This window comes from Enterobacter cloacae complex sp. 302F9 (assembly GCF_050030335.1).
GTDB classification, from domain to species: Bacteria; Pseudomonadota; Gammaproteobacteria; order Enterobacterales; family Enterobacteriaceae; genus Enterobacter; species Enterobacter hormaechei_C.
On record NZ_JBLGUC010000001.1, the window covers coordinates 1,979,610 to 2,001,427 of the forward strand.

At 54.0% G+C, this 21,818-nt stretch carries 22 protein-coding genes and 1 pseudogene; 13 read left to right on the forward strand and 10 right to left on the reverse strand.

What is annotated here, in order from left to right:
• Positions 1 to 11: 11 nt before the first annotated feature.
• A complete protein-coding gene (locus ACQG0T_RS09465; protein ID WP_023303539.1) occupies positions 12 to 524 on the forward strand; it encodes a fimbrial protein in 513 nt (170 codons plus the stop codon).
• A 41-nt stretch (positions 525 to 565) separates the two neighbouring features.
• A pseudogene (locus ACQG0T_RS09470) lies at positions 566 to 1,220 on the forward strand (helix-turn-helix transcriptional regulator).
• Between the two features lie 52 nt (positions 1,221 to 1,272).
• Here ACQG0T_RS09470 and fdhF read toward each other — a convergent pair.
• The 4 genes from fdhF to ycgZ form a co-directional block, all read right to left on the reverse strand.
• On the reverse strand, positions 1,273 to 3,423 hold the full coding sequence (gene fdhF, locus ACQG0T_RS09475) for a molybdopterin oxidoreductase family protein (RefSeq protein ID WP_426723776.1): 2,151 nt from the start codon (positions 3,421 to 3,423) through the stop codon (positions 1,273 to 1,275).
• A 188-nt stretch (positions 3,424 to 3,611) separates the two neighbouring features.
• Positions 3,612 to 3,890 (reverse strand): biofilm/acid-resistance regulator YmgB/AriR, encoded by a 279-nt coding sequence (locus tag ACQG0T_RS09480; protein ID WP_003857748.1) that lies wholly within the window; start codon positions 3,888 to 3,890, stop codon positions 3,612 to 3,614.
• Positions 3,891 to 3,919: 29 nt separating this feature from the next.
• On the reverse strand, positions 3,920 to 4,240 hold the full coding sequence (locus tag ACQG0T_RS09485) for a hypothetical protein (protein WP_032648090.1): 321 nt from the start codon (positions 4,238 to 4,240) through the stop codon (positions 3,920 to 3,922).
• 4 nt (positions 4,241 to 4,244) lie between these two features.
• Positions 4,245 to 4,484, reverse strand: a complete 240-nt coding sequence (gene ycgZ, locus ACQG0T_RS09490; protein WP_017384632.1) for a regulatory protein YcgZ — start codon at positions 4,482 to 4,484, stop codon at positions 4,245 to 4,247.
• A 339-nt stretch (positions 4,485 to 4,823) separates the two neighbouring features.
• Between ycgZ and ACQG0T_RS09495 the strand changes: the two genes are divergently transcribed.
• Positions 4,824 to 6,044: a diguanylate phosphodiesterase gene (locus tag ACQG0T_RS09495; protein ID WP_015570710.1), complete on the forward strand. Its 1,221-nt coding sequence runs from the start codon at positions 4,824 to 4,826 to the stop codon at positions 6,042 to 6,044.
• Between the two features lie 188 nt (positions 6,045 to 6,232).
• On the forward strand, positions 6,233 to 6,961 hold the full coding sequence (locus ACQG0T_RS09500) for a MerR family transcriptional regulator (RefSeq protein WP_015570709.1): 729 nt from the start codon (positions 6,233 to 6,235) through the stop codon (positions 6,959 to 6,961).
• Positions 6,962 to 7,070: 109 nt separating this feature from the next.
• On the opposite strand, the gene ACQG0T_RS09505 is transcribed toward ACQG0T_RS09500, so the two are convergent.
• Entirely contained in the window at positions 7,071 to 7,523 is a 453-nt protein-coding gene (locus tag ACQG0T_RS09505) for a DUF3828 domain-containing protein (protein WP_252051471.1), read from the reverse strand.
• A 633-nt stretch (positions 7,524 to 8,156) separates the two neighbouring features.
• Between ACQG0T_RS09505 and sufA the strand changes: the two genes are divergently transcribed.
• The 7 genes from sufA to ldtE all read left to right on the forward strand — a co-directional run bounded on the left by sufA (position 8,157) and on the right by ldtE (position 14,785).
• Positions 8,157 to 8,525, forward strand: a complete 369-nt coding sequence (gene sufA, locus ACQG0T_RS09510) for a Fe-S cluster assembly scaffold SufA (RefSeq protein ID WP_003857741.1) — start codon at positions 8,157 to 8,159, stop codon at positions 8,523 to 8,525.
• Between the two features lie 8 nt (positions 8,526 to 8,533).
• A complete protein-coding gene (gene sufB / locus ACQG0T_RS09515; protein ID WP_003857739.1) occupies positions 8,534 to 10,024 on the forward strand; it encodes a Fe-S cluster assembly protein SufB in 1,491 nt (496 codons plus the stop codon).
• 9 nt (positions 10,025 to 10,033) lie between these two features.
• Positions 10,034 to 10,780: a Fe-S cluster assembly ATPase SufC gene (gene sufC / locus ACQG0T_RS09520; RefSeq protein WP_003857736.1), complete on the forward strand. Its 747-nt coding sequence runs from the start codon at positions 10,034 to 10,036 to the stop codon at positions 10,778 to 10,780.
• Positions 10,755 to 12,026, forward strand: coding sequence for a Fe-S cluster assembly protein SufD (sufD, locus tag ACQG0T_RS09525; protein WP_015570707.1), 1,272 nt, complete (start codon positions 10,755 to 10,757; stop codon positions 12,024 to 12,026). Before sufC ends, sufD begins: the two co-directional genes overlap by 26 nt.
• Complete coding sequence (sufS, locus tag ACQG0T_RS09530; protein ID WP_023296368.1) at positions 12,023 to 13,243, forward strand: cysteine desulfurase SufS; 1,221 nt, start codon at positions 12,023 to 12,025, stop codon at positions 13,241 to 13,243. Before sufD ends, sufS begins: the two co-directional genes overlap by 4 nt.
• Positions 13,244 to 13,257: 14 nt before the next feature.
• Positions 13,258 to 13,674 carry a cysteine desulfuration protein SufE gene (gene sufE / locus ACQG0T_RS09535; RefSeq protein WP_017693566.1) on the forward strand — a complete coding sequence of 139 codons (417 nt, stop codon included), beginning with the start codon at positions 13,258 to 13,260 and terminating at the stop codon, positions 13,672 to 13,674.
• 97 nt (positions 13,675 to 13,771) lie between these two features.
• Positions 13,772 to 14,785 (forward strand): L,D-transpeptidase LdtE, encoded by a 1,014-nt coding sequence (gene ldtE / locus ACQG0T_RS09540; RefSeq protein ID WP_017693565.1) that lies wholly within the window; start codon positions 13,772 to 13,774, stop codon positions 14,783 to 14,785.
• Positions 14,786 to 14,845: 60 nt separating this feature from the next.
• Here ldtE and lpp read toward each other — a convergent pair whose 3' ends face one another.
• The 5 genes from lpp to ACQG0T_RS09565 form a co-directional block, all read right to left on the reverse strand.
• Entirely contained in the window at positions 14,846 to 15,082 is a 237-nt protein-coding gene (lpp, locus tag ACQG0T_RS09545; protein WP_001082307.1) for a murein lipoprotein Lpp, read from the reverse strand.
• Between the two features lie 312 nt (positions 15,083 to 15,394).
• The gene (pykF, locus tag ACQG0T_RS09550) at positions 15,395 to 16,816 is read right to left on the reverse strand and encodes a pyruvate kinase PykF (RefSeq protein ID WP_015570703.1); all 1,422 of its coding nucleotides are present in this window, start codon (positions 16,814 to 16,816) and stop codon (positions 15,395 to 15,397) included.
• A 7-nt stretch (positions 16,817 to 16,823) separates the two neighbouring features.
• A complete protein-coding gene (locus ACQG0T_RS09555; RefSeq protein WP_418235933.1) occupies positions 16,824 to 17,156 on the reverse strand; it encodes a hypothetical protein in 333 nt (110 codons plus the stop codon).
• Between the two features lie 36 nt (positions 17,157 to 17,192).
• Positions 17,193 to 18,338, reverse strand: coding sequence for a trans-sulfuration enzyme family protein (locus ACQG0T_RS09560; RefSeq protein ID WP_426723777.1), 1,146 nt, complete (start codon positions 18,336 to 18,338; stop codon positions 17,193 to 17,195).
• A gap of 12 nt (positions 18,339 to 18,350) precedes the next feature.
• Positions 18,351 to 19,721 carry a pyridoxal-phosphate dependent enzyme gene (locus tag ACQG0T_RS09565; RefSeq protein ID WP_017384623.1) on the reverse strand — a complete coding sequence of 457 codons (1,371 nt, stop codon included), beginning with the start codon at positions 19,719 to 19,721 and terminating at the stop codon, positions 18,351 to 18,353.
• A gap of 399 nt (positions 19,722 to 20,120) precedes the next feature.
• Here ACQG0T_RS09565 and ACQG0T_RS09570 point away from each other — a divergent pair, with 399 nt between their 5' ends.
• Together ACQG0T_RS09570 and ACQG0T_RS09575 are read left to right on the forward strand one after the other, a co-directional pair.
• Positions 20,121 to 21,143, forward strand: coding sequence for a methionine ABC transporter ATP-binding protein (locus tag ACQG0T_RS09570; RefSeq protein WP_017384622.1), 1,023 nt, complete (start codon positions 20,121 to 20,123; stop codon positions 21,141 to 21,143).
• Positions 21,136 to 21,804 (forward strand): methionine ABC transporter permease, encoded by a 669-nt coding sequence (locus ACQG0T_RS09575; RefSeq protein ID WP_017384621.1) that lies wholly within the window; start codon positions 21,136 to 21,138, stop codon positions 21,802 to 21,804. Before ACQG0T_RS09570 ends, ACQG0T_RS09575 begins: the two co-directional genes overlap by 8 nt.
• Positions 21,805 to 21,818: the final 14 nt, after the last annotated feature.

Below are 21,818 nucleotides of genomic sequence, written 5' to 3' on the forward strand. Positions count from 1 at the left end.
CAGGTAAGAAGATGAAAATAAGATGCAGGACACTGCTGTTACTTGCCTTACTCAGCGGGAAGGTATGCTCCGCTGATAGCGTCAACATCGGTGTGACGGGAAATATCGTTGCGTCGCCGTGCATATTTAATGGCGGCAGCAACAGCCTTGATGTCAACCTGGGCAATATTCAGGCAACCAATATGGCGACGCCGGGCTCAACATCGGATCCGGTGCCTTTCAGTCTGCTGTTTACCCAGTGCCCAACCGGAACGCAGAGTGTGACCGTCGCTTTCACCGGCAGCCCCGATCCCGAGGCGGGTGCGGACTATTTTATGAACAGCGGTTCGGCCACGCATGTGGCGATAGCCATGCGCGATGCCCAAACCGGCGCGCTTAAAGGAACAGGCACCAGTATGACCCAGACCATTGCCGCGGACAGAACCGCGACAATGGCTATGCTGGCCTCGGTAAAATCTATGCCGGGAGGCGCCACGCCGGGGAGCATCAGTGCGGTTGTGGTGATGACGATGCAGTACAACTAAATGCCGGTGATAAGCCTTTTTTAAAGACGTTGGTGTGAACTATGTTAAATATTCTGATTCAGGAAACGGATCTGTTTTTTCAGGCTGGGCTACAGAGCTTTTTCGACGATTTTTTTTAAGCATAACTTTCATCGCTCCATTACATTTCAGCTGGCGTTGACCAATGAAAACGTCAGCCAGGCCGATATTATTGTTCTTTCATTATGTCAGGGGGAAACGCTGACCTGTTTTCCGGAGTTACTGGCCCGGCAAAAAGGAATTGTGATAGGTCTCGTCGACGATGAGCTGCGCTTTTCGGCGCTGCCTTCCTGCTTTCAGGACATCATTTTTCTCCCGCGCCGGGCGTCGCTTGACCGTATTAGCGGCGTTCTGTTTATCGCGTGGTTCAGGACGCAATTACCAGGTTACACGTTGAATAAAAAGACCTGTTTCGACTGCCAGCATAAAGGTTTATCCCGGCAACAGATTCGTATTATGGTCAATTTTTACCGGGGGCTGTCGGTGGTGCAGACCGCGAACGCGTTGAAGATGAGCGAAAAAACGGTCTTTACCCATAAATATATGATGATGCAGAAATTTAATCTGCGAAGCGATTACGAGCTGATCGTACTATTGAGAAGGCTGATGGAGAAAAAGAGCCGTCCGAACCTGCTTCGCGATTACCTGGAAAATAATTATGCACAACAGATAACGTAAAACAGCAGCGGATAGCGGGCCGGGCAGCGATAGCCGCCACCCGGCAATGCATTTAAACGTTAACCGCAGCGATCAACCGCGTCTTCATGGTCTGGTATGCGGAAGCCGCAAAATCCTCCGCCCAGCGCTGGTCCTCGATCGCCTCCAGCTGCACGGCGCAATACTTCGTTTCCGGCGTTCTGGATATCGGGTCGAGATTATCCTGCGTCAGCTCATTACAGGCGCCAATCCACCACTGGTAGGTCATATAGATTGCTCCCGCATTGATGCGCTCGCTGATGCTGGCGCGGGTGATCACTTTACCCCGGCGTGAACGTACCCAGACCAGCTGGCCCTCGGCAATCCCCCGTTCATCCGCATCGGCCGGGTTCATTTGCACCCGGCCCGGCTCGTCGGCCAGGCTTTGCAGCGCCGCGCAGTTCCCGGTCATTGAGCGACAGGAGTAGTGACCCACTTCGCGCACCGTGCACAGTACCAGCGGGTAATCCGCATCCGGTGTCTCCGCCGGGGCGCGCCAGGGGGCGGCAAATAGCTGTCCTTTGCCAGTAGGGGTGTCGAACTGGTTATCCTTGTACAGGTAGGGGGTGCCGGGATGATTGAGGGATGGGCAAGGCCACTGCACATGGCCCATCTCGCCCATTTTTTCGTAGGTCACGCCGTAGAAGAGGGGGCACAGCTCGCGCATTTCGTCCCAGATCTGCTGGTTATCCTCGTAATGCATGGGATAACCCATCTCCGTGGCCAGCAGGCTGATGATCTCCCAGTCGCGCTTCACGTTGCCGCTGGCCTCAATGGCTTTGCCGAAACGCTGGAAGCCGCGATCGGCACAGGTGAACACGCCGGCGTGCTCTCCCCATGAGGTGGCAGGGAGCAGCACGTCAGCCACCTCTGCCGTTTTGGTCATAAAGATGTCCTGAACCACCACAAAATCGAGCGCCTCAAAGCCGCGGCGGACCAGTCCCAGATCGGCTTCTGTCTGAAGCGGATCTTCCCCCATGATGTAATACGCTTTGATCTTTCCTTCCAGCGCGAGATGTGGCACTTCGGTGATACGCGTCCCGACGCGATCGTCCATCCGGTTGACATTGATTTTCCACGCATCGGCAAATTTCAGTCTGACCGCCGGGTCAGTGACGTCCTGGTAGCCGGGGAACATATTGGGCAGAACGCCCATATCGCAGGCACCCTGAACGTTATTTTGCCCGCGAACCGGACCCACGCCGACGGCAGGGCGGCCCAGGTTGCCGGTCAGCAGCGCCAGGCTGGAGAGACCTTTCACCACATCGACCGCCTGACCAAACTGCGTGACGCCCATCCCCCACATCACCGTTGCTGAAGGCGCCGCTGCGAACATGCGCATTGCCTGACGAACATCCCGCGCGCGGATCCCCGTCAGATGTTCAACCTGCTCGGGTGCGTAATCTTTTACCGTCAGCCGGTACGCCTCAAGCCCTTCGGTAAAGCGGGCAACGTAGTTTTTGTCGTACAGTTCCTCTTCCAGCAGGACATAGCCAAAGGCATTGACCAGCGCCATGTTACTGCCATTTTTTAGCTGAAGATGAAGATCGGCAATGCGTGCCGTTTCAATATGACGCGGATCGCAGACGATGATTTTAGCGCCATTTTCACGTGCTTTAAGCACGCGTCGGGCGACGATGGGGTGAGAGTCGGCGCAGTTATAGCCGAATACCAGCAGGCATTTTGAGTTTTCAATATCGTTAATGGAATTGCTCATGGCGCCGTTGCCGAGGGTCTCCTGTAAACCGGCAACGGACGGACCGTGACAGACGCGGGCGCAGCAGTCGACGTTGTTAGTATTCAGCACCGCTCGGGCAAATTTTTGCATCACATATTTGGTCTCATTGCCCGTTCCCCGTGAGGAACCCGTAGTCATAATGGACCGAGGGCCATACTGTTCTTTGATGCTTTTAAGCCTGTGAGCGGTATAGCGAATGGCCTCTTCCCAGGTAACAGGGGTAAAGGCCTCGCCTTTGCTGTAGCGGATCATGGGCTGCGTCAGACGGGGGGTAAGCAGCCGTGTGTCGTTAAGAAAGTCCCAGCCGTAGAACCCTTTCAGGCAAAGCGTGCCCTGATTGGTTACGCCATCAGCGGCTTCGGCACGGATAATCCGGTTATTTTTAACGACGAGGTTTAGTTTGCAGCCTGCACCGCAGTAGGGGCAGACGCTGGCGATTTTTTTCATCAATAACAGACCTGTTAAGAAATGAAGCAATGTTTACTGGAAAGCCCAGTCCCTTAGCGGACTAAGCAGGATCCATGCCACATTCAGCGTTCTTGATTAACAGGGCGTTAGAGGAGAGAGGGTGTGTCATCGTCAGTCTGTTCGTCAGAATTGACGATGACACGCTATCCGTAGGGATGGGGGAGGCGTTAAAGATCGTCCATGGTGTAACCGACGACAATTTCCAGCGTCTTGCGGATCACATCCGCCTTAACGACATCGTCGGTGGATTCCAGCGTCTGGATTAGCCAGAGAATGATCGCTTTGTTGGTCAAATGACCTTCGGAAGCAAGAACACAACGAACCGCAGTCGAAAAAATGGCAGACTCTTCAGCAAAGCGATCGCCTGCGTGACGGAAATACTCCGACAACGCGCTATCTAAAAAGGCGGAGTGGTATTCGGGTTGAAGCTGAATATTTTGTCTCATTTGTTCTCACCGTAGCTGTAAAGTTGTAGTCAATGTATCTTTTTAGGATCGGACGGTTTTCCATTTCCAAATAACGGCACTACATTGTCTCGGTTATTTTTGAGAGATCCCTCTCTCTGTATTCGTCCTTGTGCGGTTCTGCGACCTTTAAAAGCGACCGTGCCAGAGCTGATTTCAGCTATAACTCGCGCTAATGTCTCCCGCCGCTGGGGATCCGTTTCATATGCTTGCATGTTACGCAGACGCTGAACCAATCCCTCGGTCGTCACCGGACCGCGCTCCTTCAAAAGTGAAAGAGCGGCTTCTCCAATAAGCTTGTCGATTAGTCTGTCCGCATCACTGCTGTTCATGACATTAACGTTCGAAGAGCAGGCCAAGAAGCATGTGATAATGATGTTCCTCTTCCGGGCCATTGGCCTTTTCAAGGCGACTCAACAGTTTTGTGCAGAGCGATTTGCGATTCAGATTTCGCCCGTCGCTAAGGATTTCAACAACAACCTGACCCAATGTTTCCTGTTGGGTTGGAAGCGCGGCTTTTTCGAAATACTGCGCAATCGCTGTTGCCGAGTCTGCGAGGTGTCCGTTCTGCTGCATGTTTCGCTCCTGTAAATTTTCGTAATCAGTAACGTTACATTTAAGGTATACATAATTTTCAAATCTGTACATTTAAAATGTACAATTTTTTAAACATTTTATAATATATTTTATAAAATCATTATTTATCAGTTGCTTATTCTTATACGATTTACTGCGGTATTCACAAGATATATTGTACAATCCGAAGCGGCGTCGCAGAGTTGTACAAGCCCGTAAATGACGCAAAAAAGCCGTGTAAATCGTTGAGATGTAAATTATTTGTTGGGCAATTAATGTGCTATAACAGAGTTTTCCCCACGTGTTTTCGTGGTCACCCCCTCAATCTTCAGGATTAGCATGCTCACAACCATCATTTACCGCAGTCATATCTGCGAGGACGTTCCAGTGAAAGCGCTGGAAGACATGGTCGCTGCTGCAAATTGTAGAAATCGCCAGTTCGATGTGACGGGGATTTTGCTGTTTAACGGCACACACTTTTTTCAGTTACTTGAAGGGCCCGCTGATAACGTTAAGGAGATCTATGAGCTCATCTGCCGTGACCCACGGCATCACAACGTGGTCGAATTGTTAAGCGATCACGGGCCTTCAAGACGTTTTGGCAACGTGGGTATGGAGCTCTTTGACCTTCGTCAGTACGATACCGACGAAGTGCTGCAACAGGTACTCGATAAAGGCACAACGCGCTATCAGCTGACCTATAACGATCGCGCCCTGCAATTTTTCCGCACCTTCGTTGAGGCCACTGAAAAAGCCAACTACTTTGAGCTGCCTCCGGCTGACGCCTGGGAGTTTGTCACCGAAAATACGCCGTTATCCTCCCAGCCGACAGTAGTGGCAAAGGGCGCGGACTGTAGTTTCGCATTTCAACCTATCGTCGATCCGTTTATGCAGCAGGTAGTTTCCTGGGAAGCCCTGATCCGCACGCCGTCCGGTGAGTCCCCGGAAAGCTATTTTGCCAACCTGTCGCGTGAGGCGCTGTACGAATCGGATCTGAAGAGTAAACAGGTGGCTTTGTCGATGGCCAGCGCACTGGGCCTACAGACTCAAACGTTGTCCATTAATCTGCTGCCGATGACGCTGGTCAATGTTCCTGGCGCCGTCGATTTTTTACTGACGGCAATTGAGGCGAACGGTTTTGTGCCGGAGCAAATTGTGGTCGAGTTCACCGAGAGCGAGGCGATCTCGCGCTTCGAAGAGTTCACCAGCGCGGTCAGACAGCTTAAAAGCGCCGGGATCAGCGTGGCCATCGATCACTTTGGCGCGGGATTCGCCGGTCTGCAACTGCTGGCCCAGTTTCAGCCGGACAGAATCAAGATCAACCGTGATTTGATTGCCAACGTGCACAAGAGCGGCCCGCGTCAGGCGATCATTCAGTCAATTATTAAATGCTGCGCCTCCCTGGAAATTCTGTTCTGTGCGGTAGGCGTAGAGTTGGCTGAAGAGTGGATGTGGCTGGAATCTGCCGGGATTTCTCAGTTCCAGGGACACCTTTTCGCCAGCCCGCGCCTGGGGGGCATACCGGCGATTGCCTGGCCCGAGAAAAAGTACGATTTATAAAAACCTGTACGTAACTCTTAAAAGTGACCTGTACGTACGGCTAAATTTATACAACAATACATTAACGAGTGAGTGGTTCGTTGAGCCATTCACTTGTCTCAGAACGAGGAGTTAGTTATACAAATGATTTGTACAATCTGATAAGGTTGGTTTGGTTAGGTATGGAAGTATTGTGCGTGAGGGAGTTAATGGCCTATTACAGTATCGGCGAAGTGGCCGAACGATGCGGTATCAACCCCGTTACGCTGCGTGCCTGGCAGCGCCGTTATGGATTGTTGAAGCCGCAGCGAAGCGAAGGGGGTCATCGTCAGTTTGACGATGAAGATATCCTGCGTATCGAAGAGATCAAACGCCTGATGAAAACGGGTGTTTCGGTCGGTAAAGTAAAAGCGCTTCTTGAAAATACAGAAGTAATGACTCAGGGGAACTGGGCATCTTTTCAGGAAGAGATGTTAACCGTTCTGCGCTATGCCAGTCCGGCAAAACTGCGCGCCAAAATCGGCGAGTTCCGCCGTGACCATGCGATGGATGTTCTGATAGATAACATCATCACCCCTGTGCGGCAGCGAATGAACCAGGACCAGAATACGGTGCGTCACATGGCGAGCCTGCTGGACGGTGTCCTGATTGAGTTTGCCGTTGCAAGCCTGGGTGAGTCGCGAAAAAAAGCAGGTAAGGATGCGCTGCTGATTGGGTGGGAGTGCGACGACCGTACGCATTTGTGGCTGGAAGCGGCCCGTCTTGCCTACAAAGGCTGGCATATCGACGTGCTGGCTGAGCCGATTGATTCTCCACGTCCTGAACTCTTCCCCGGGCAAAAAATCTTCGTCTGGACCGGTAAAGCGCCTACGCCTCGTCAACAGGAGCAGCTCGACCACTGGCGTGAACAGGGTTTCGCCGTTTCGTTCCATCACTGATGTTAAGGGGGCCAACGGTAAACCGCCAGTGCGGGATTTTGCCTTCTGGCGATACGACAGGGGTATCCGCGAAGATGCATAGCATCAGTACCCCTGTCATATCGTCGGTTTATTCCATCATCAGGTTGTCTGAAATATTCATACTGGCCACGGATTCAACTTTCCACACGCCATCTTCCTTGACCATGCAGTCAATCACGGTGTGATCCCGCTTTTTGCCGAATGAGATATAAACCTGCATACAGGCGGCATCGTAATCCAGCGCCCGCGCACTGACGATGCCCCAGTCATCTTCATATCCCTGAGCCTTGATGAACATATCGACGTCAGGCACGTCATATTCATCTGGATCCAGCTTATCCATGGCTTTGAGTTCGCTGATAGTTTCGCGGGTTACATATGGCCTCAGCGCTTCATAGTTTTTCAGGGGCTCTTTCCCGATAATAATTTGCGAGATGTACCACTTATTAAACTGAAGGGCAGCGGATACCTCAGGGGGGAACTTCTGTGCAGCGGATGCGAGAGTGGGCAGAAGCAGGATCGCCAGAATTATTTTTTTCATGTCAGTCATGCCTGTAAATTGCATATGCTGTCTTTACTTGCCGGTATTGCTATTAAAGAAAATTCTGCACATCTTTTCTGGCTATACTGACCTGCATGCTGGCGAGCATGAACTGCGGCTTTATAGGTACTCCACATAATTTAATCCCTTATTGAATAAATGGTTAACAAGGGAAACATTACGTCGAAAAGGGATGAGTTTATGTAATTAATCATGATCGGAATTTAACCACTATCAGACTGATAAATAATGGTTAACTTATCCATCAAACGTCTTTATGCGCGCCCAGGTAAGGCAAAAAAGGATTAAAAAGAACCTGGCTTAAGGGGGAGGCATACGTAAAAAATGTATATGGTGCCTGCGCGTACTTTGGCTATCTTAAAAATAGGTATTTCCAATACAATTTTTATCATTGCCCGTCACCTTACCGCCTTTCTTATGAAATGCATTATTTATCAATGCATTGAACAAATCTAACCATCCCATCCGCATCCCGTCACAGGGTCTATGCTTAATGAAAGTAGCCAAAAAGGGCGGTTTAGCCCAAAGCCCCTGCTCGCAGGGGGTTGAAGTGATAATCGTTATCACTAACATGATGTTATGCCCTGGTGGCTTATCAGATGAGGTGGACCTATGGAACTGCATTCAGAAACCTTCAATCCGGCCGATTTTGCCTGGCGTGGCTTAACGCTGACGCCCGCGGCGGCGGCGCATATTCATGAGCTGGTGGCAAAAAATCCCGACATCCTCGGCGTACGCTTAGGCGTTAAGCAGACTGGCTGCGCGGGATTTGGCTACGTGCTGGACACCGTAACCGAACCTGAAAAGGACGATCTGGTCTTTGAAACCGACGGTGCAAAGTTATACGTCGCGCTACAGGCGATGCCGTTTATCGATGGAACCGAAGTCGACTACGTTCGGGAAGGTTTAAACCAGTTATTCAAATTTCATAACCCGAAAGCCCAGAACGAATGCGGCTGCGGCGAAAGCTTTGGGGTATAGGCGGTACTATGTCTCGTAATACTGAAGCAACGAGTGATGTAAACACCTGGAGCGGCGGACACCTCAACTATAAAGAGGGTTTCTTCACGCAGCTGCAAACCGATGAGCTGGCGAAAGGCATCAACGAAGAGGTCGTGCGCGCCATTTCGGCGAAACGTAACGAGCCGGAGTGGATGCTGGAGTTTCGCCTGAGCGCATTCCGCGCGTGGCTGGAGATGGAAGAACCCCACTGGCTGAAAGCGCATTACGATAAGCTGAACTATCAGGACTATAGCTACTACTCCGCGCCCTCCTGCGGCAGCTGTGATGACACCTGCGCCTCGCAACCTGGTGCCGTTCAGCAAACCGGCGCGGAGAACAGCTTCCTGAGTAAAGAGGTGGAAGAGGCGTTTAATCAGCTCGGCGTGCCCGTGCGCGAAGGCAAAGAGGTGGCGGTAGACGCCATTTTTGACTCCGTCTCGGTGGCAACCACCTACCGTGAAAAACTGGCGGAGCAGGGGATCATTTTCTGTTCCTTTGGTGAAGCCATTCACGATCACCCGGAGCTGGTGAAAAAGTACATCGGTACCGTGGTGCCGAGTAACGATAACTTCTTCGCGGCACTGAATGCGGCGGTGGCGTCAGACGGCACCTTTATCTACGTGCCGAAAGGCGTGCGCTGCCCGATGGAGCTCTCGACCTATTTCCGCATCAACGCGGAAAAAACCGGCCAGTTTGAACGCACCATCCTGGTGGCCGATGAAGGCAGCTACGTTAGCTACATCGAAGGGTGCTCCGCTCCTGTGCGCGACAGCTACCAGCTGCACGCGGCGGTGGTAGAGGTGATCATCCATAAAGATGCGGAAGTGAAGTACTCTACGGTACAGAACTGGTTCCCGGGCGACGGCAACACCGGTGGTATTCTGAACTTCGTCACCAAACGCGCGCTGTGCGAAGGCGAAAACAGCAAAATGTCCTGGACGCAGTCAGAAACCGGCTCCGCCATTACCTGGAAATACCCGAGCTGTATTCTGCGCGGCGACAACTCCATCGGTGAGTTTTACTCCGTGGCGCTGACTAGCGGTCATCAGCAGGCCGATACCGGCACCAAGATGATCCACATCGGTAAAAACACCAAATCGACCATCATCTCCAAAGGGATCTCTGCCGGTCACAGCCAGAACAGCTATCGCGGGCTGGTGAAAATCATGCCGACGGCTACCAACGCGCGTAACTTCACCCAGTGTGACTCCATGCTGATTGGCGCGGACTGCGGGGCGCATACCTTCCCGTATGTCGAATGCCGCAATAACAGCGCCCAGCTTGAGCATGAGGCAACTACGTCACGCATTGGTGAAGATCAGCTTTTCTACTGCCTGCAACGCGGGATCAGTGAAGAAGATGCGATTTCAATGATCGTTAACGGCTTCTGTAAGGACGTGTTCTCTGAACTGCCGCTGGAATTTGCCGTTGAAGCCCAGAAACTCCTCGCCATTAGTCTTGAACACAGCGTCGGTTAAGGAAAGCACATGTTAAGCATTAAAGATTTACAGGTTAGCGTGGAAGAGAAAGAGATCCTGCGTGGCCTCAATTTTGACGTCAAACCGGGTGAAGTTCACGCCATCATGGGGCCAAACGGCTCCGGGAAAAGTACGCTTTCAGCGACGCTGGCAGGACGCGAAGATTATGAAGTTACCAGCGGCTCCGTTGAGTTTAACGGCAAAGATCTGCTGGAGATGTCGCCGGAAGAGCGTGCCGGCGAGGGCATCTTTATGGCCTTCCAGTATCCGGTGGAAATTCCGGGCGTCAGCAACCAGTTCTTCCTGCAAACCGCGCTGAACGCGGTGCGCAAGTATCGCGGCCTTGAGGCGCTGGATCGCTTTGACTTCCAGGATCTGATGGAAGAGAAGATCAAGCTGCTGAAAATGCCGGAAGATCTGCTGACCCGCTCGGTAAACGTGGGTTTCTCCGGCGGTGAGAAGAAACGTAACGATATTCTGCAAATGGCGGTTCTGGAACCGGCGCTGTGCATTCTCGATGAGACCGATTCAGGGCTGGATATCGATGCCCTGAAGATCGTTGCCGACGGGGTGAACTCCCTGCGTGACGGCAACCGCTCATTTATCATCGTGACTCACTATCAGCGAATTCTGGATTACATCAAACCGGACTATGTCCACGTGCTTTACCAGGGACGCATTGTGAAATCCGGTGACTTTACGCTGGTTAAACAACTGGAGGAGCAGGGTTATGGCTGGCTTACCGAACAGCAGTAATGCACTTCAGCAGTGGCACCGGCTGTTTGAAGCGCAGGGTGGAGCGCGCTCTGAACAGGCTCAGCACCATCTCCAGCAGATGCTGCGTCTCGGTTTACCGACGCGTAAACATGAGAACTGGAAATATACCCCGCTGGATGGCCTGCTGAACGGCGAGTTTGTCACCCGTCTGGCGCAGGTCAGCCCCGATCAGCGCGACATGCTGGCGCTGAGCGTGGATGCCGTGCGTCTGGTGTTTGTCGACGGTCTGTTCCGTGCGGAGCTGAGCGACAGCGTGCAGGAGAGCGGGTTCGATATCGTCATTAACGATGAACGTCAGTCGCTGAACGCGCCCGTTCAGCCTGAAGTCTTCCTGCACCTGACAGAGAGCCTGTCGCAATCTGTCACCCATATTCGCGTTAAGCGTAATCAGCGTCCGGCTAAGCCGCTGCTGCTGATGCATATCACCCAGGGCGTTGAGGGTGATGAGATTAACACCGCCCACTATCGCCACCATCTTGAGCTGGCAGAAGGGGCAGAGGCGACGGTGATCGAGCATTACGTTAGTCTTAACGACACCCGTCATTTCACCGGTTCGCGTCTGACGATGAACGTGGCGGCCAATGCCCAGCTGCACCACATCAAGCTGGCGTTTGAAAATCCGCTCAGTCACCACTTCGCCCACAACGATATTCTGCTGGGCCAGGATGCCGCGGCGTACAGCCACAGCTTCCTGCTTGGCGGCGCGGTGCTGCGCCACAACACCAGCACCCAGCTGAACGGTGAGAACACTACGCTGCGTATTAACAGCCTGGCGATGCCGGTGAAGTCAGAAGTGTGCGACACGCGCACCTGGCTTGAGCATAACAAAGGCTACTGCAACAGCCGTCAGCTGCACAAAACCATCGTCAGCGACAAAGGACGTGCGGTGTTTAACGGCCTGATAAACGTGGCGCAGCACGCCATCAAAACTGACGGGCAGATGACCAACAACAACCTTTTGCTGGGACGTCTGGCAGAGGTGGACACCAAACCACAGCTGGAAATTTATGCGGACGACGTGAAATGCAGCCACGGCGCGACGGTCGGGCGTATTGACGATGAGCAGATGTTCTACCTGCGCTCGCGCGGGATAGACCAGCAGGCCGCGCAAAAGATGATTATTTACGCCTTTGCGGCTGAGCTGACGGAAGCGCTGCCCGATGGCGGACTTAAACAGCAGGTGCTGGCCCGTATCGGTCAGCGTCTGCCTGGAGGCGAAGCATGACATTTCCCGTAGAGAAAGTCCGGGCAGATTTTCCGGTACTGACCCGTGAAGTGAACGGTCTGCCGCTGGCCTATCTCGACAGTGCGGCCAGCGCGCAAAAACCAAATCAGGTGGTGGATGCGGAAGCCGAGTTTTATCGCCACGGTTATGCGGCGGTACATCGCGGGATCCACACCCTGAGCGCCGAGGCGACCCAGCGCATGGAAAACGTGCGCACGCAGGTTGCGGCCTTCCTCAACGCGCGTTCGCCGGAAGAGCTGGTGTTTGTGCGTGGCACCACCGAAGGGATCAACCTGGTGGCTAACAGCTGGGGCAATGCGCAGGTGCACGCGGGGGATAACATCATCATCACCCAGATGGAGCACCACGCCAACATCGTGCCCTGGCAGATGCTCTGTGAGCGTGTGGGGGCGCAACTGCGGGTGATCCCCCTGAATGAAGACGGCACGCTCCAGCTGGAAAAGCTGGACGCCCTGCTGGACGACAGAACGCGGCTGGTGGCGGTGACCCACGTTTCAAACGTGCTGGGGACGGAAAATCCGGTGGCGCTGATCGTCGACAAAGCCCATCAGGTTGGTGCGAAAGTGTTGATTGATGGCGCCCAGGCGGTGATGCACCATGCGGTTGACGTTCAGGCTCTGGACTGCGATTTCTACGTCTTCTCCGGGCACAAGCTGTATGGCCCGACGGGCATCGGCGTGTTGTATGTGAAAGAGGACATTCTCCAGGCCATGCCGCCGTGGGAAGGGGGCGGGTCAATGATCGCCACCGTCAGCCTGACGGACGGCACAACCTACGCCTGTGCGCCCTGGCGCTTCGAGGCGGGTACGCCCAACACGGGCGGGATCATCGGGCTGGGCGCGGCCATTAGCTACGTCTCTGAAACGGGGCTGGCGGCGATTCAGGAGTACGAACAGCAGCTGATGCATTATGCCTTGCAGGAGCTGGCCAGCGTCCCGGAACTGACCTTATATGGCCCTGCTGACCGTCTGGGTGTGATAGCCTTCAACCTCGGCAAGCATCACGCCTATGATGTGGGCAGTTTCCTTGATAATTACGGCGTCGCCGTACGTACCGGGCATCACTGCGCGATGCCGCTGATGGCGTATTATCAGGTACCGGCTATGTGCCGCGCATCGCTGGTGATGTACAACACAACGGAAGAGGTCGACAGACTGGTGGCGGGACTAAAACGTATTCACCAGCTGCTTGGCTAACGGAGAGGCGAGAGATGGCAGATTTGCCGGACAGAGATAAATTGCTGCGCAACTTTGGGCGTTGCGCGAACTGGGAAGAGAAATACCTTTATATTATCGAGCTGGGCCAGCGCCTGCCGCCGCTCAGCGAAGAGGCGCATAACCCGGACAACATCATTCAGGGCTGCCAGAGCCAGGTCTGGATCCTGATGCAGCAGACGGATGAAGGCGTAATTGAATTACAGGGTGACAGCGATGCCGCCATTGTGAAGGGGCTTATTGCCGTCGTATTTATTCTTTATCACCAGATGTCGGCGCAGGATATTGTCGCCTTTGACGTTCGCCCGTGGTTTGAAAAAATGGCCTTAACTCAACACCTCACCCCGTCCCGATCCCAGGGGCTGGAAGCGATGATCCGCGCCATACGCGCCAAAGCCGCAATCCTTAGCTAAACTGACAGAACAGCATTCATTCTGTTTCGCGGGGTGGTTTCCACCTCGCTGGTTTTTCAGCTTTCTGACGTTTGGTCAGTGAATAAGGAATCTCAGCATGAAGCGCGCGTCTCTAATAACTCTATTACTCCTTGGTTCGCTCAGTGCTGTTAATTCAGCCAGGGCGGTTGATTATCCTTTACCGCCCGCAGGCAGCCGCCTGATTGGGCAAAACCAGACATACACCATTCAGGAAGGTGACAATAAACTTCAGTCTATCGCTCGTCGCTTTAATACCGCCGCACAGCTCATCCTTGAAACCAATAATACCATTGCACCGGTGAACCCTGCGCCAGGAACGGTCATTACCATCCCTTCCCAGATGCTACTGCCGGACACCGAGCGCGAGGGCATTGTGGTGAATCTGGCGGAGCTGCGTCTTTACTTCTATCCGCCAGGCGAAAATATCGTGCAGGTCTATCCGCTGGGTATTGGTCAGCTTGGGCTGGAAACACCGGTCAGCACCACCCGTGTGAGTCAGAAAATCCCTAACCCTACCTGGACCCCCACAGCGGGCATCAGAGCGCGCTCACTGGCCCAGGGCATTAAACTGCCGCCTGTGGTACCCGCAGGGCCAAATAACCCGCTGGGGCGCTTTGCGCTGCGTCTGGGCATCGGGAATGGGGAATATCTTATTCACGGCACCAGCGCGCCGGACAGCGTAGGGCTGCGGGTCAGCTCGGGCTGTATGCGGATGAACGCGCCGGATATCAAAGCGTTGTTTGAGCAAGTGCGCGTCGGCACGCGGGTGCAGATCATCAATGAGCCGGTGAAGTTCTCCGTCGAGCCGGACGGCAAACGTTATATCGAAGTGCACAGGCCGCTGGCGCAGGCTGAGGGTGAAAACCCACAGACGGTGCCGTTCACGCACTCGGCGGCGTTTACCGCCTTTGCAGCGGAATCAGGTAGCGATAAAACGCTTATCGATAAAGCCCTGGCGCGCAGAGCGGGGATCCCGGTGGCCGTTTCAGCAGGCAATGGTTCGTCAGCCAGCAATTCTGTCCTGTCGGTGCAGAACAGTCGTGTCTCAGCGGCGGTGGCGGAAGGCGAGGGAGAGAAAGCGCTTCAGTAGAGGTTTGACGAAGGCAAAAAAAATGGCGCACAATGTGCGCCATTTTATTAACAGGTACTATTACTTACGGTATTTAGTAGCCTGGTTGTCCAGACGCTGGTTAGCGCGAGCTGCGTCGTCTTTAGCAGCCTGAACGTCGGAACGCATTGCGTTCACGTCGTTGCTCAGCTGGTCAACTTTAGCGTTCAGAGTCTGAACGTCAGAAGACAGCTGATCGATTTTAGCGTTGCTGGAGCAACCTGCCAGCAGAGTAGAACCCAGGATTACCGCGCCCAGTACCAGTTTAGTACGATTCATTATTAATACCCTCTAGATTGAGTTAATCTCCATGTAGCGTTACAAGTATTACACAAAGTTTTTTGGGTTGAGAATATTTTTTTGATGGGATTACGCCTATTTTTGATCGTTCGCTCAAAGAAGCAACGAAATCGGCAATTTTGACGAAAAAGCTATGTTAAAAAAGGCATTTTTCATCGGATTCATCTTAGATAAATCGCGATTAAATAGAAAAACCCGATTTGCTTTTTGAATAGTTCTGGTTAAAGGCGGGAATAAAAAAAGCGCCCCGAAGGACGCTTTTTAACAAAACAATAATTTGTTCGTGAAATATTACAGCACGTGGACAGATGCAGTGTTGGTGGTGCCGCTTGGAACCAGCGCGCCAGAAACCATAACCACCACGTCGCCTTTCTGGGCCAGGCCACAATCAACCAGTTCCAGAGCCACTTCTTTACCCAGACGATAGAAATCATCGGTAGAGGCAATCTCTTTCACCAGGTGTGGGATCACGCCTTTGCTCAGCACCAGCTGACGCGCGGTAGTTTCGTTGGTGGTCAGCGCCAGAATGGTCGCATCCGGGAAGTATTTACGCACGGCACGCGCAGATTTACCACCCTGGGTCGCCACGACAATCAGTGGGGCTTCCAGTTTCTCAGCGGTTTCTACCGCACCACGGCACACGGCTTCGGTGATGCGCAGTTTACGGCTGTCGTTGTTGTAATCCAGACGGCTTTTCATCACGCGGTCGGTACGCTCACAGATGGTCGCCATGATGCCGACCGCTTCCAGAGGGTATTTCCCTTTTGCAGATTCGCCAGACAGCATAACGGCATCGGTACCGTCAAGGATGGCGTTTGCTACGTCGCCTGCTTCAGCGCGGGTAGGGCGTGGGTTTTTGATCATGGAGTCCAGCATCTGCGTTGCGGTGATAACCACTTTACGCGCGCGAACACATTTCTCGATCATCATCTTCTGCGCGAAGATCACTTCTTCAACCGGGATTTCAACGCCCAGGTCGCCACGCGCAACCATGATACCGTCAGACGCTTCGAGGATTTCGTCGAAGTTGTTCAGGCCTTCCTGGTTTTCGATCTTGGAGATGATCTGGATGTTCTCGCCGCCGTGCGCTTTCAGGTGCTCACGGATCTCAACCACATCAGAACGTTTACGGATAAAGGAGGCAGCAACGAAGTCCACGCCTTGTTCGCAGCCGAAGATCAGGTCTTGTTTGTCTTTTTCAGCCAGCGCAGGCAGCGCAATGGACACACCCGGCAGGTTAACGCCTTTGTTTTCGCCCAGATCGCCGTTGTTCAGCACTTTACAGATAACCTTGTTGCCTTCGATCGCGGTCACTTCCATGCCGATCAGGCCGTCATCCACCAGCACGGTGTTGCCAACGGACAGATCGCTGGTGAAGCCTTCGTAGGTCACGGCAACGATTTCGTTATTACCTACAACGGATTTGTCGGTGGTGAAGGTGAAGGTCTGGCCCGCTTTCAGGGAAACGTCGTTACCGCCTTCCAGTTTGATGGTGCGGATTTCAGGACCTTTGGTGTCGAGCAGGATTGCCGCTTTTTTCCCGGTCTTGCTCATCACGTTGCGCAAGTTCTGGATACGCTGACCGTGTTCAGCATAGTCGCCGTGGGAGAAGTTCAGACGCATCACGTTCATGCCGGCATCCAGCATTTTGCTCAGCATCTCTTCGGATTCGGTTTTCGGGCCGATAGTACAAACAATTTTCGTCTTTTTCATGACAGTCTTAGTCTTTAAGTTGGGAAGGATATGGAAATCTCGCTCCGGGGGCGCACCGCCGCGGAGTCAAACCTGTGTTGCGAAAGAGTATATGACACGCACTAAGAATAGGTGACATCAAATGAGCGTGCAGAAGAAAGTGTGCCTGAGTGCCAGCCCAACGAAGGAGAGGAGAAGTTGTACGTTGTTTTTTGTATTCCAAGCGCTGAAACCATTCACCAGGGATTTGGCGCGCATTATACGCTGATTTACAGTAAAAAGGAAAATGGAAACAGCGTTTCAAAACAATCTGTGCAGATTCACATAAGTTTGTTATCAAGGCGTTAAGGTCTAATGTCATCTTATGACGGCAGGCGCAACGCCCGCCGTTTTTTGCTCACTTTTCCAGCGCCTGCTGAAGGTCGGCGATCAGATCCTTCGCATCCTCAATCCCCACCGACAGGCGGATAAGCTGCGGCACAATGCCGTTTGCAAGACGCTGCGCCAGTGGTATGGAGGCGTGGGTCATGCTGTAGGGCTGGCTCACCAGACTCTCCACACCGCCCAGACTTTCCGCCAGGGTAAAGAGCGTAAGATGACGGATCACCTCTGTCGCGCGTTGCGCATCGCCTTTAATCACAACGGAGATCATGCCGCCCGCCAGCGCCATTTGTCTGCGGGCCAGTGCATACTGGGGATGTGACGCCAGCCCGGGATAGAACACGCGGTCTACCTGCGGATGCTGCTCCAGCCATTGCGCAATCGCCAGCGCGTTGGCGCTGTGCTTCTCAACGCGCAGTGAGAGGGTGCGAATCCCCCGCAGCGTCAGGAAGCTGCTGAACGGATCCAGAACGCCGCCAACCGCGTTTTGCAGATAGCCCAGACGCTCCGCGAGATCCTTATTTGCCCCGACAACAGCCAGCCCGGCAACCACGTCTGAATGACCGTTGAGATATTTAGTGGCGGAGTGGACCACTATGTCGAACCCCGCCTCCAGCGGCCGGTGAATGACCGGGGAGGCGAAGGTATTATCCGCCACGCTGATTGCATTATGGCGCCGGGCAATGTCCGCGATGGCCTCCAGGTCGGCCAGTTTCAGCAGCGGGTTCGTTGGCGTTTCCACCCAGATCATGCGCGTGTCCGGGCGAATGGCGGCCTCAAGCCCGGCTACATCGTCCGGCTTAATCCAGCTCACCTGTAACCCGGTGCTGCGCTTGCGCACGTTTTCGATCAGGCGATACGTACCGCCATACACGTCGTCAATGGCGACGATATGGCTGTCTTTATCCAGCAGTTCGAGCACGGTGGAAATGGCTGCCAGCCCTGACGCGAAAGCGTACCCGCGCGTGCCGCCTTCCAGTTTGGCGATGGCGGTCTCCAGCGCGTGGCGGGTTGGATTGCCGCTCCGGGAGTATTCGTAGCCGGTATGTTCACCCGGTGCCGGTTGCGCAAACGTCGACGTGGCGTAAATTGGCGGCATCACGGCGCCGTGCGGGTCGTGATACTCACCGCTGTGAACGCTGAGGGTGGCCAGGTTTTTCATCTTTTGCTCCTTTTATTTTGTCAGGCGGTTACGCCAGGCGGTGAGTACATCACTGCGTGTGATCAGACCCAGAAAGCGATCTTCGTCATAAATAATCGCCACCAGGCCACGGTCAAAGATGGCGTACAGGGCGCTCTCCGGGGCCTGCTTATCCAGATATTCGACCTGACGCGTCATGGCCGCCGTCACGGGGAGAGAGAAGCGATCGGCATCTCCCCCGATGTGTCGCAGCAGGTCCCACTCGTCGATGATGCCGACGACCTTGTCGTTATCGAGCACCGGCAGCTGGGAGATGTCGTACAGGCGCATGCGGGCCAGCACGGTGGAAAGCGTGTCGTCCGGGGCGGCAGTCACCGTCGCGCCTTCATCGTGGCGCAGGGCAATATAGTCCGAGAGATCGCCTGCCTGCGGACGCGAAATCAGCCCCTGCTGGCGCATCCAGTCGTCGTTGAACATCTTCGAGAGGTATTTATTGCCGCTGTCGCAGGCGAAGGTGACCACACGTTTTGGCGTAGTCTGCGCCTGGCAATATTTCAGCGCCGCCGCCAGCAGCGTGCCGGTGGAGGAGCCTGCCAGGATCCCTTCCGTTTTTAGCAGATCGCGGGCGGTGGTGAACGCCTCGCGATCGGTAATGCGCCAGGCGCGGTTAACCCCTTCGATGTGCGCCAGCGGAGGGATAAAGTCTTCGCCAATCCCCTCAACCAGCCACGATCCGGCATCGTGATGGCGTCCGTTTTCAACCTGGTCCGCCAGCACCGACCCGGCCGGATCGGCAAGCACAAATTCCGTCTGCGGCGAATGTTCTGCAAACCACGCCTGTAAGCCACCCAGCGTACCGCCGGACCCCACGCCGACGACGATGGCATCGATCTGGCCGTCAAGCTGTTCAAACAGTTCCGGTGCGGTAGTGGTGCGGTGCGCTAGCGGATTGGCCGCGTTATTGAACTGATCAATATAAAACGCGCCTGGCAGTTCGTTCGCCAGCCGCCGGGCATAATCCTGGTAGTAGGCCGGATGCCCTTTATTCACATCTGAACGGGTCAGCACGACCTGCGCCCCTAACGCGCGCAGGTGGAAAATCTTCTCGCGGCTCATTTTGTCCGGCACCACCAGGATCAGCGAGTAGCCCTTCTGCGCCGCAATCAACGCCAGCCCCAGGCCGGTGTTCCCCGCCGTGGCTTCAATAATGGTGCCGCCGGGCCGTAGCTGGCCCGTACGCTCGGCTTCATTAATCATCGACAACGCGACGCGGTCTTTAATCGAGCCGCCGGGATTCTGGTTTTCCAGCTTCAGAAACAGCGAGCAGGGGCCGGTGTCCAGCTTGTGCAGCTGGATGAGCGGCGTACGGCCAATCAGTTCGGTGACGGAGTGGTAAAGCGTCATGGTCATGTCCTGTGAAGAGGTGATGACCGGATGATAGAACCATGAAATTTTCTCAATAAAGAACCTTTCACTGAGTTTTAGAACGGAAAGGAATAATCCTTGTGTTTTCAGATGGAAAGACAGCAAGACGTAAAGTTGTCCGGATGTGAGGATGGCTATATCCGCATAAAGTGCTGCAAAATTAGCCGATTTCGTCGGGTGAGTAAGACCTGATATGCAAATGGCAGATAATTATTGCTGATATTCATCTAAATGCTTTTCACCCGCCAGTTCGCTGCTTATTCCTGAGCATTATAAGAAATTCTTTTTTGGTCATTTAAAAGCTGATAACGGCTGTTTACTATCTTTTGGACATCCATACTGCTAAACCGCTATATGCGAAACGGATAACGAATAAGAATGATTGTACTCAGCAATATTTCGAAGGTTTTTGACAACGGGAAACAGGCGCTGACAGCCGTAGATAACGTCAACCTGACGATAGAGCAGGGACAGATTTACGGGATCATCGGTTACAGCGGGGCCGGGAAAAGTACGCTGATCCGTCTGCTGAACGGTCTGGAAAAGCCCAGCGCCGGCAGCGTCACCATTAACGGTCAGGATATCTCCGCCGCGAAGGGAGAAGCGCTGCGTCAGGCACGCCTGAAAATCAGCATGGTGTTCCAGCACTTTAATCTGCTTTGGTCGCGCACGGTGAAGGAAAACATCGCCTTTTCAATGCAAATTGCCGGTGTGCCAAAAGCGCAAATTCAGGCTCGCGTTGCCGAGCTGGTGGAGCTGGTCGGCCTGAAGGGGCGCGAGAATGCCTACCCATCCCAGCTGAGCGGCGGGCAAAAACAACGTGTGGGCATTGCCCGCGCGCTGGCCAATCATCCGGACGTACTGCTGTGTGACGAAGCCACCTCGGCGCTGGATCCGCAGACCACCGATCAGATCCTCGATCTGCTCCTGGACATTAACCGTCGCTTTAACCTGACCATCGTACTCATTACGCATGAGATGCACGTGGTGCGCAAAATCTGCGACCGCGTGGCGGTGATGGAAAACGGCAAGGTGGTGGAAGAGGGGGACGTGCTGAGCGTGTTTACGCATCCGCAGCAGCCGATCACCCGGCAGTTTGTCCGCCAGGTGAGCCAGTACGCGGAGGAAGAGACCTTCAATACCGAACTGGCAAACGATCTGGAAGGCACGGTGATCAGGCTGACCTTCACCGGGCACAGCACGCACAGGCCGATCGTCGGTGAACTGACCCTGCGCTACGGCCTACCGTTTAACATCCTGCACGGCAAAATGACGCAAACCGCCCACGGTGTTTTCGGGCAGCTCTGGGTGCACGTGGTGGCATCGGACGAACAACTGAACAATATCCTCGCCGACCTGAAGCAAAGCGATATTGAAGGCGAGGTAATCAAGCATGGCTGAAGAACTCTTTCCGCACCTGAAGTGGGATCAGCTTTGGGCTGCAACCCAGGAGACGCTTTACATGACCGCGCTTTCCGGCGTGGCGACGTTTGTCCTGGGGATCGCGCTCGGTCTGGCGCTGTTTTTAACCGCCCGCGGCGGGTTATTCCACAACCGCACGGTCTACAGCGTGATGTCGATTGTGGTGAACGTGTTCCGCTCGATTCCGTTCATCATTCTCATCGTTCTGCTGATCCCGTTCACCAAGACCGTTGTGGGGACCATTCTCGGCGCTAACGCTGCGCTGCCCGCCCTGATTGTGGGCGCGGCGCCGTTCTACGCCCGTCTGGTCGAGATTGCCTTGCGAGAAGTAGACAAAGGAGTCATTGAGGCCACGCGTTCGATGGGCGCGCGGCTGAGCACGTTAGTGTTTCGGGTTTTATTGCCGGAATCTTCACCCGCACTGGTTTCAGGTATGACGGTGACGCTGATTGCGCTGGTGAGCTACAGCGCAATGGCAGGGGTGATAGGTGCCGGCGGTTTGGGAAATCTGGCTTATCTGGAAGGATTCCAGCGCAACCATGGTGACGTCACGCTGGTGGCAACGGTGACCATTCTGATCATCGTGTTCATTATCCAGTTCTGCGGCGATGCCATTACTTCACTGTTAGATAAACGCTAATAAATACACACAGG

What these genes read in the sequence shown, in the direction of transcription:
- ACQG0T_RS09465 (WP_023303539.1), top strand. Translation starts at nt 12, where the DNA reads ATGAAAATAAGATGCAGGACACTGCTGTTACTTGCCTTACTCAGCGGG.
- fdhF (WP_426723776.1), bottom strand. Translation starts at nt 3,423, where the DNA reads ATGAAAAAAATCGCCAGCGTCTGCCCCTACTGCGGTGCAGGCTGCAAA.
- ACQG0T_RS09480 (WP_003857748.1), bottom strand. Translation starts at nt 3,890, where the DNA reads ATGAGACAAAATATTCAGCTTCAACCCGAATACCACTCCGCCTTTTTA.
- ACQG0T_RS09485 (WP_032648090.1), bottom strand. Translation starts at nt 4,240, where the DNA reads ATGAACAGCAGTGATGCGGACAGACTAATCGACAAGCTTATTGGAGAA.
- ycgZ (WP_017384632.1), bottom strand. Translation starts at nt 4,484, where the DNA reads ATGCAGCAGAACGGACACCTCGCAGACTCGGCAACAGCGATTGCGCAG.
- ACQG0T_RS09495 (WP_015570710.1), top strand. Translation starts at nt 4,824, where the DNA reads ATGCTCACAACCATCATTTACCGCAGTCATATCTGCGAGGACGTTCCA.
- ACQG0T_RS09500 (WP_015570709.1), top strand. Translation starts at nt 6,233, where the DNA reads ATGGCCTATTACAGTATCGGCGAAGTGGCCGAACGATGCGGTATCAAC.
- ACQG0T_RS09505 (WP_252051471.1), bottom strand. Translation starts at nt 7,523, where the DNA reads ATGAAAAAAATAATTCTGGCGATCCTGCTTCTGCCCACTCTCGCATCC.
- sufA (WP_003857741.1), top strand. Translation starts at nt 8,157, where the DNA reads ATGGAACTGCATTCAGAAACCTTCAATCCGGCCGATTTTGCCTGGCGT.
- sufB (WP_003857739.1), top strand. Translation starts at nt 8,534, where the DNA reads ATGTCTCGTAATACTGAAGCAACGAGTGATGTAAACACCTGGAGCGGC.
- sufC (WP_003857736.1), top strand. Translation starts at nt 10,034, where the DNA reads ATGTTAAGCATTAAAGATTTACAGGTTAGCGTGGAAGAGAAAGAGATC.
- sufD (WP_015570707.1), top strand. Translation starts at nt 10,755, where the DNA reads ATGGCTGGCTTACCGAACAGCAGTAATGCACTTCAGCAGTGGCACCGG.
- sufS (WP_023296368.1), top strand. Translation starts at nt 12,023, where the DNA reads ATGACATTTCCCGTAGAGAAAGTCCGGGCAGATTTTCCGGTACTGACC.
- sufE (WP_017693566.1), top strand. Translation starts at nt 13,258, where the DNA reads ATGGCAGATTTGCCGGACAGAGATAAATTGCTGCGCAACTTTGGGCGT.
- ldtE (WP_017693565.1), top strand. Translation starts at nt 13,772, where the DNA reads ATGAAGCGCGCGTCTCTAATAACTCTATTACTCCTTGGTTCGCTCAGT.
- lpp (WP_001082307.1), bottom strand. Translation starts at nt 15,082, where the DNA reads ATGAATCGTACTAAACTGGTACTGGGCGCGGTAATCCTGGGTTCTACT.
- pykF (WP_015570703.1), bottom strand. Translation starts at nt 16,816, where the DNA reads ATGAAAAAGACGAAAATTGTTTGTACTATCGGCCCGAAAACCGAATCC.
- ACQG0T_RS09555 (WP_418235933.1), bottom strand. Translation starts at nt 17,156, where the DNA reads ATGACATTAGACCTTAACGCCTTGATAACAAACTTATGTGAATCTGCA.
- ACQG0T_RS09560 (WP_426723777.1), bottom strand. Translation starts at nt 18,338, where the DNA reads ATGAAAAACCTGGCCACCCTCAGCGTTCACAGCGGTGAGTATCACGAC.
- ACQG0T_RS09565 (WP_017384623.1), bottom strand. Translation starts at nt 19,721, where the DNA reads ATGACGCTTTACCACTCCGTCACCGAACTGATTGGCCGTACGCCGCTC.
- ACQG0T_RS09570 (WP_017384622.1), top strand. Translation starts at nt 20,121, where the DNA reads ATGATTGTACTCAGCAATATTTCGAAGGTTTTTGACAACGGGAAACAG.
- ACQG0T_RS09575 (WP_017384621.1), top strand. Translation starts at nt 21,136, where the DNA reads ATGGCTGAAGAACTCTTTCCGCACCTGAAGTGGGATCAGCTTTGGGCT.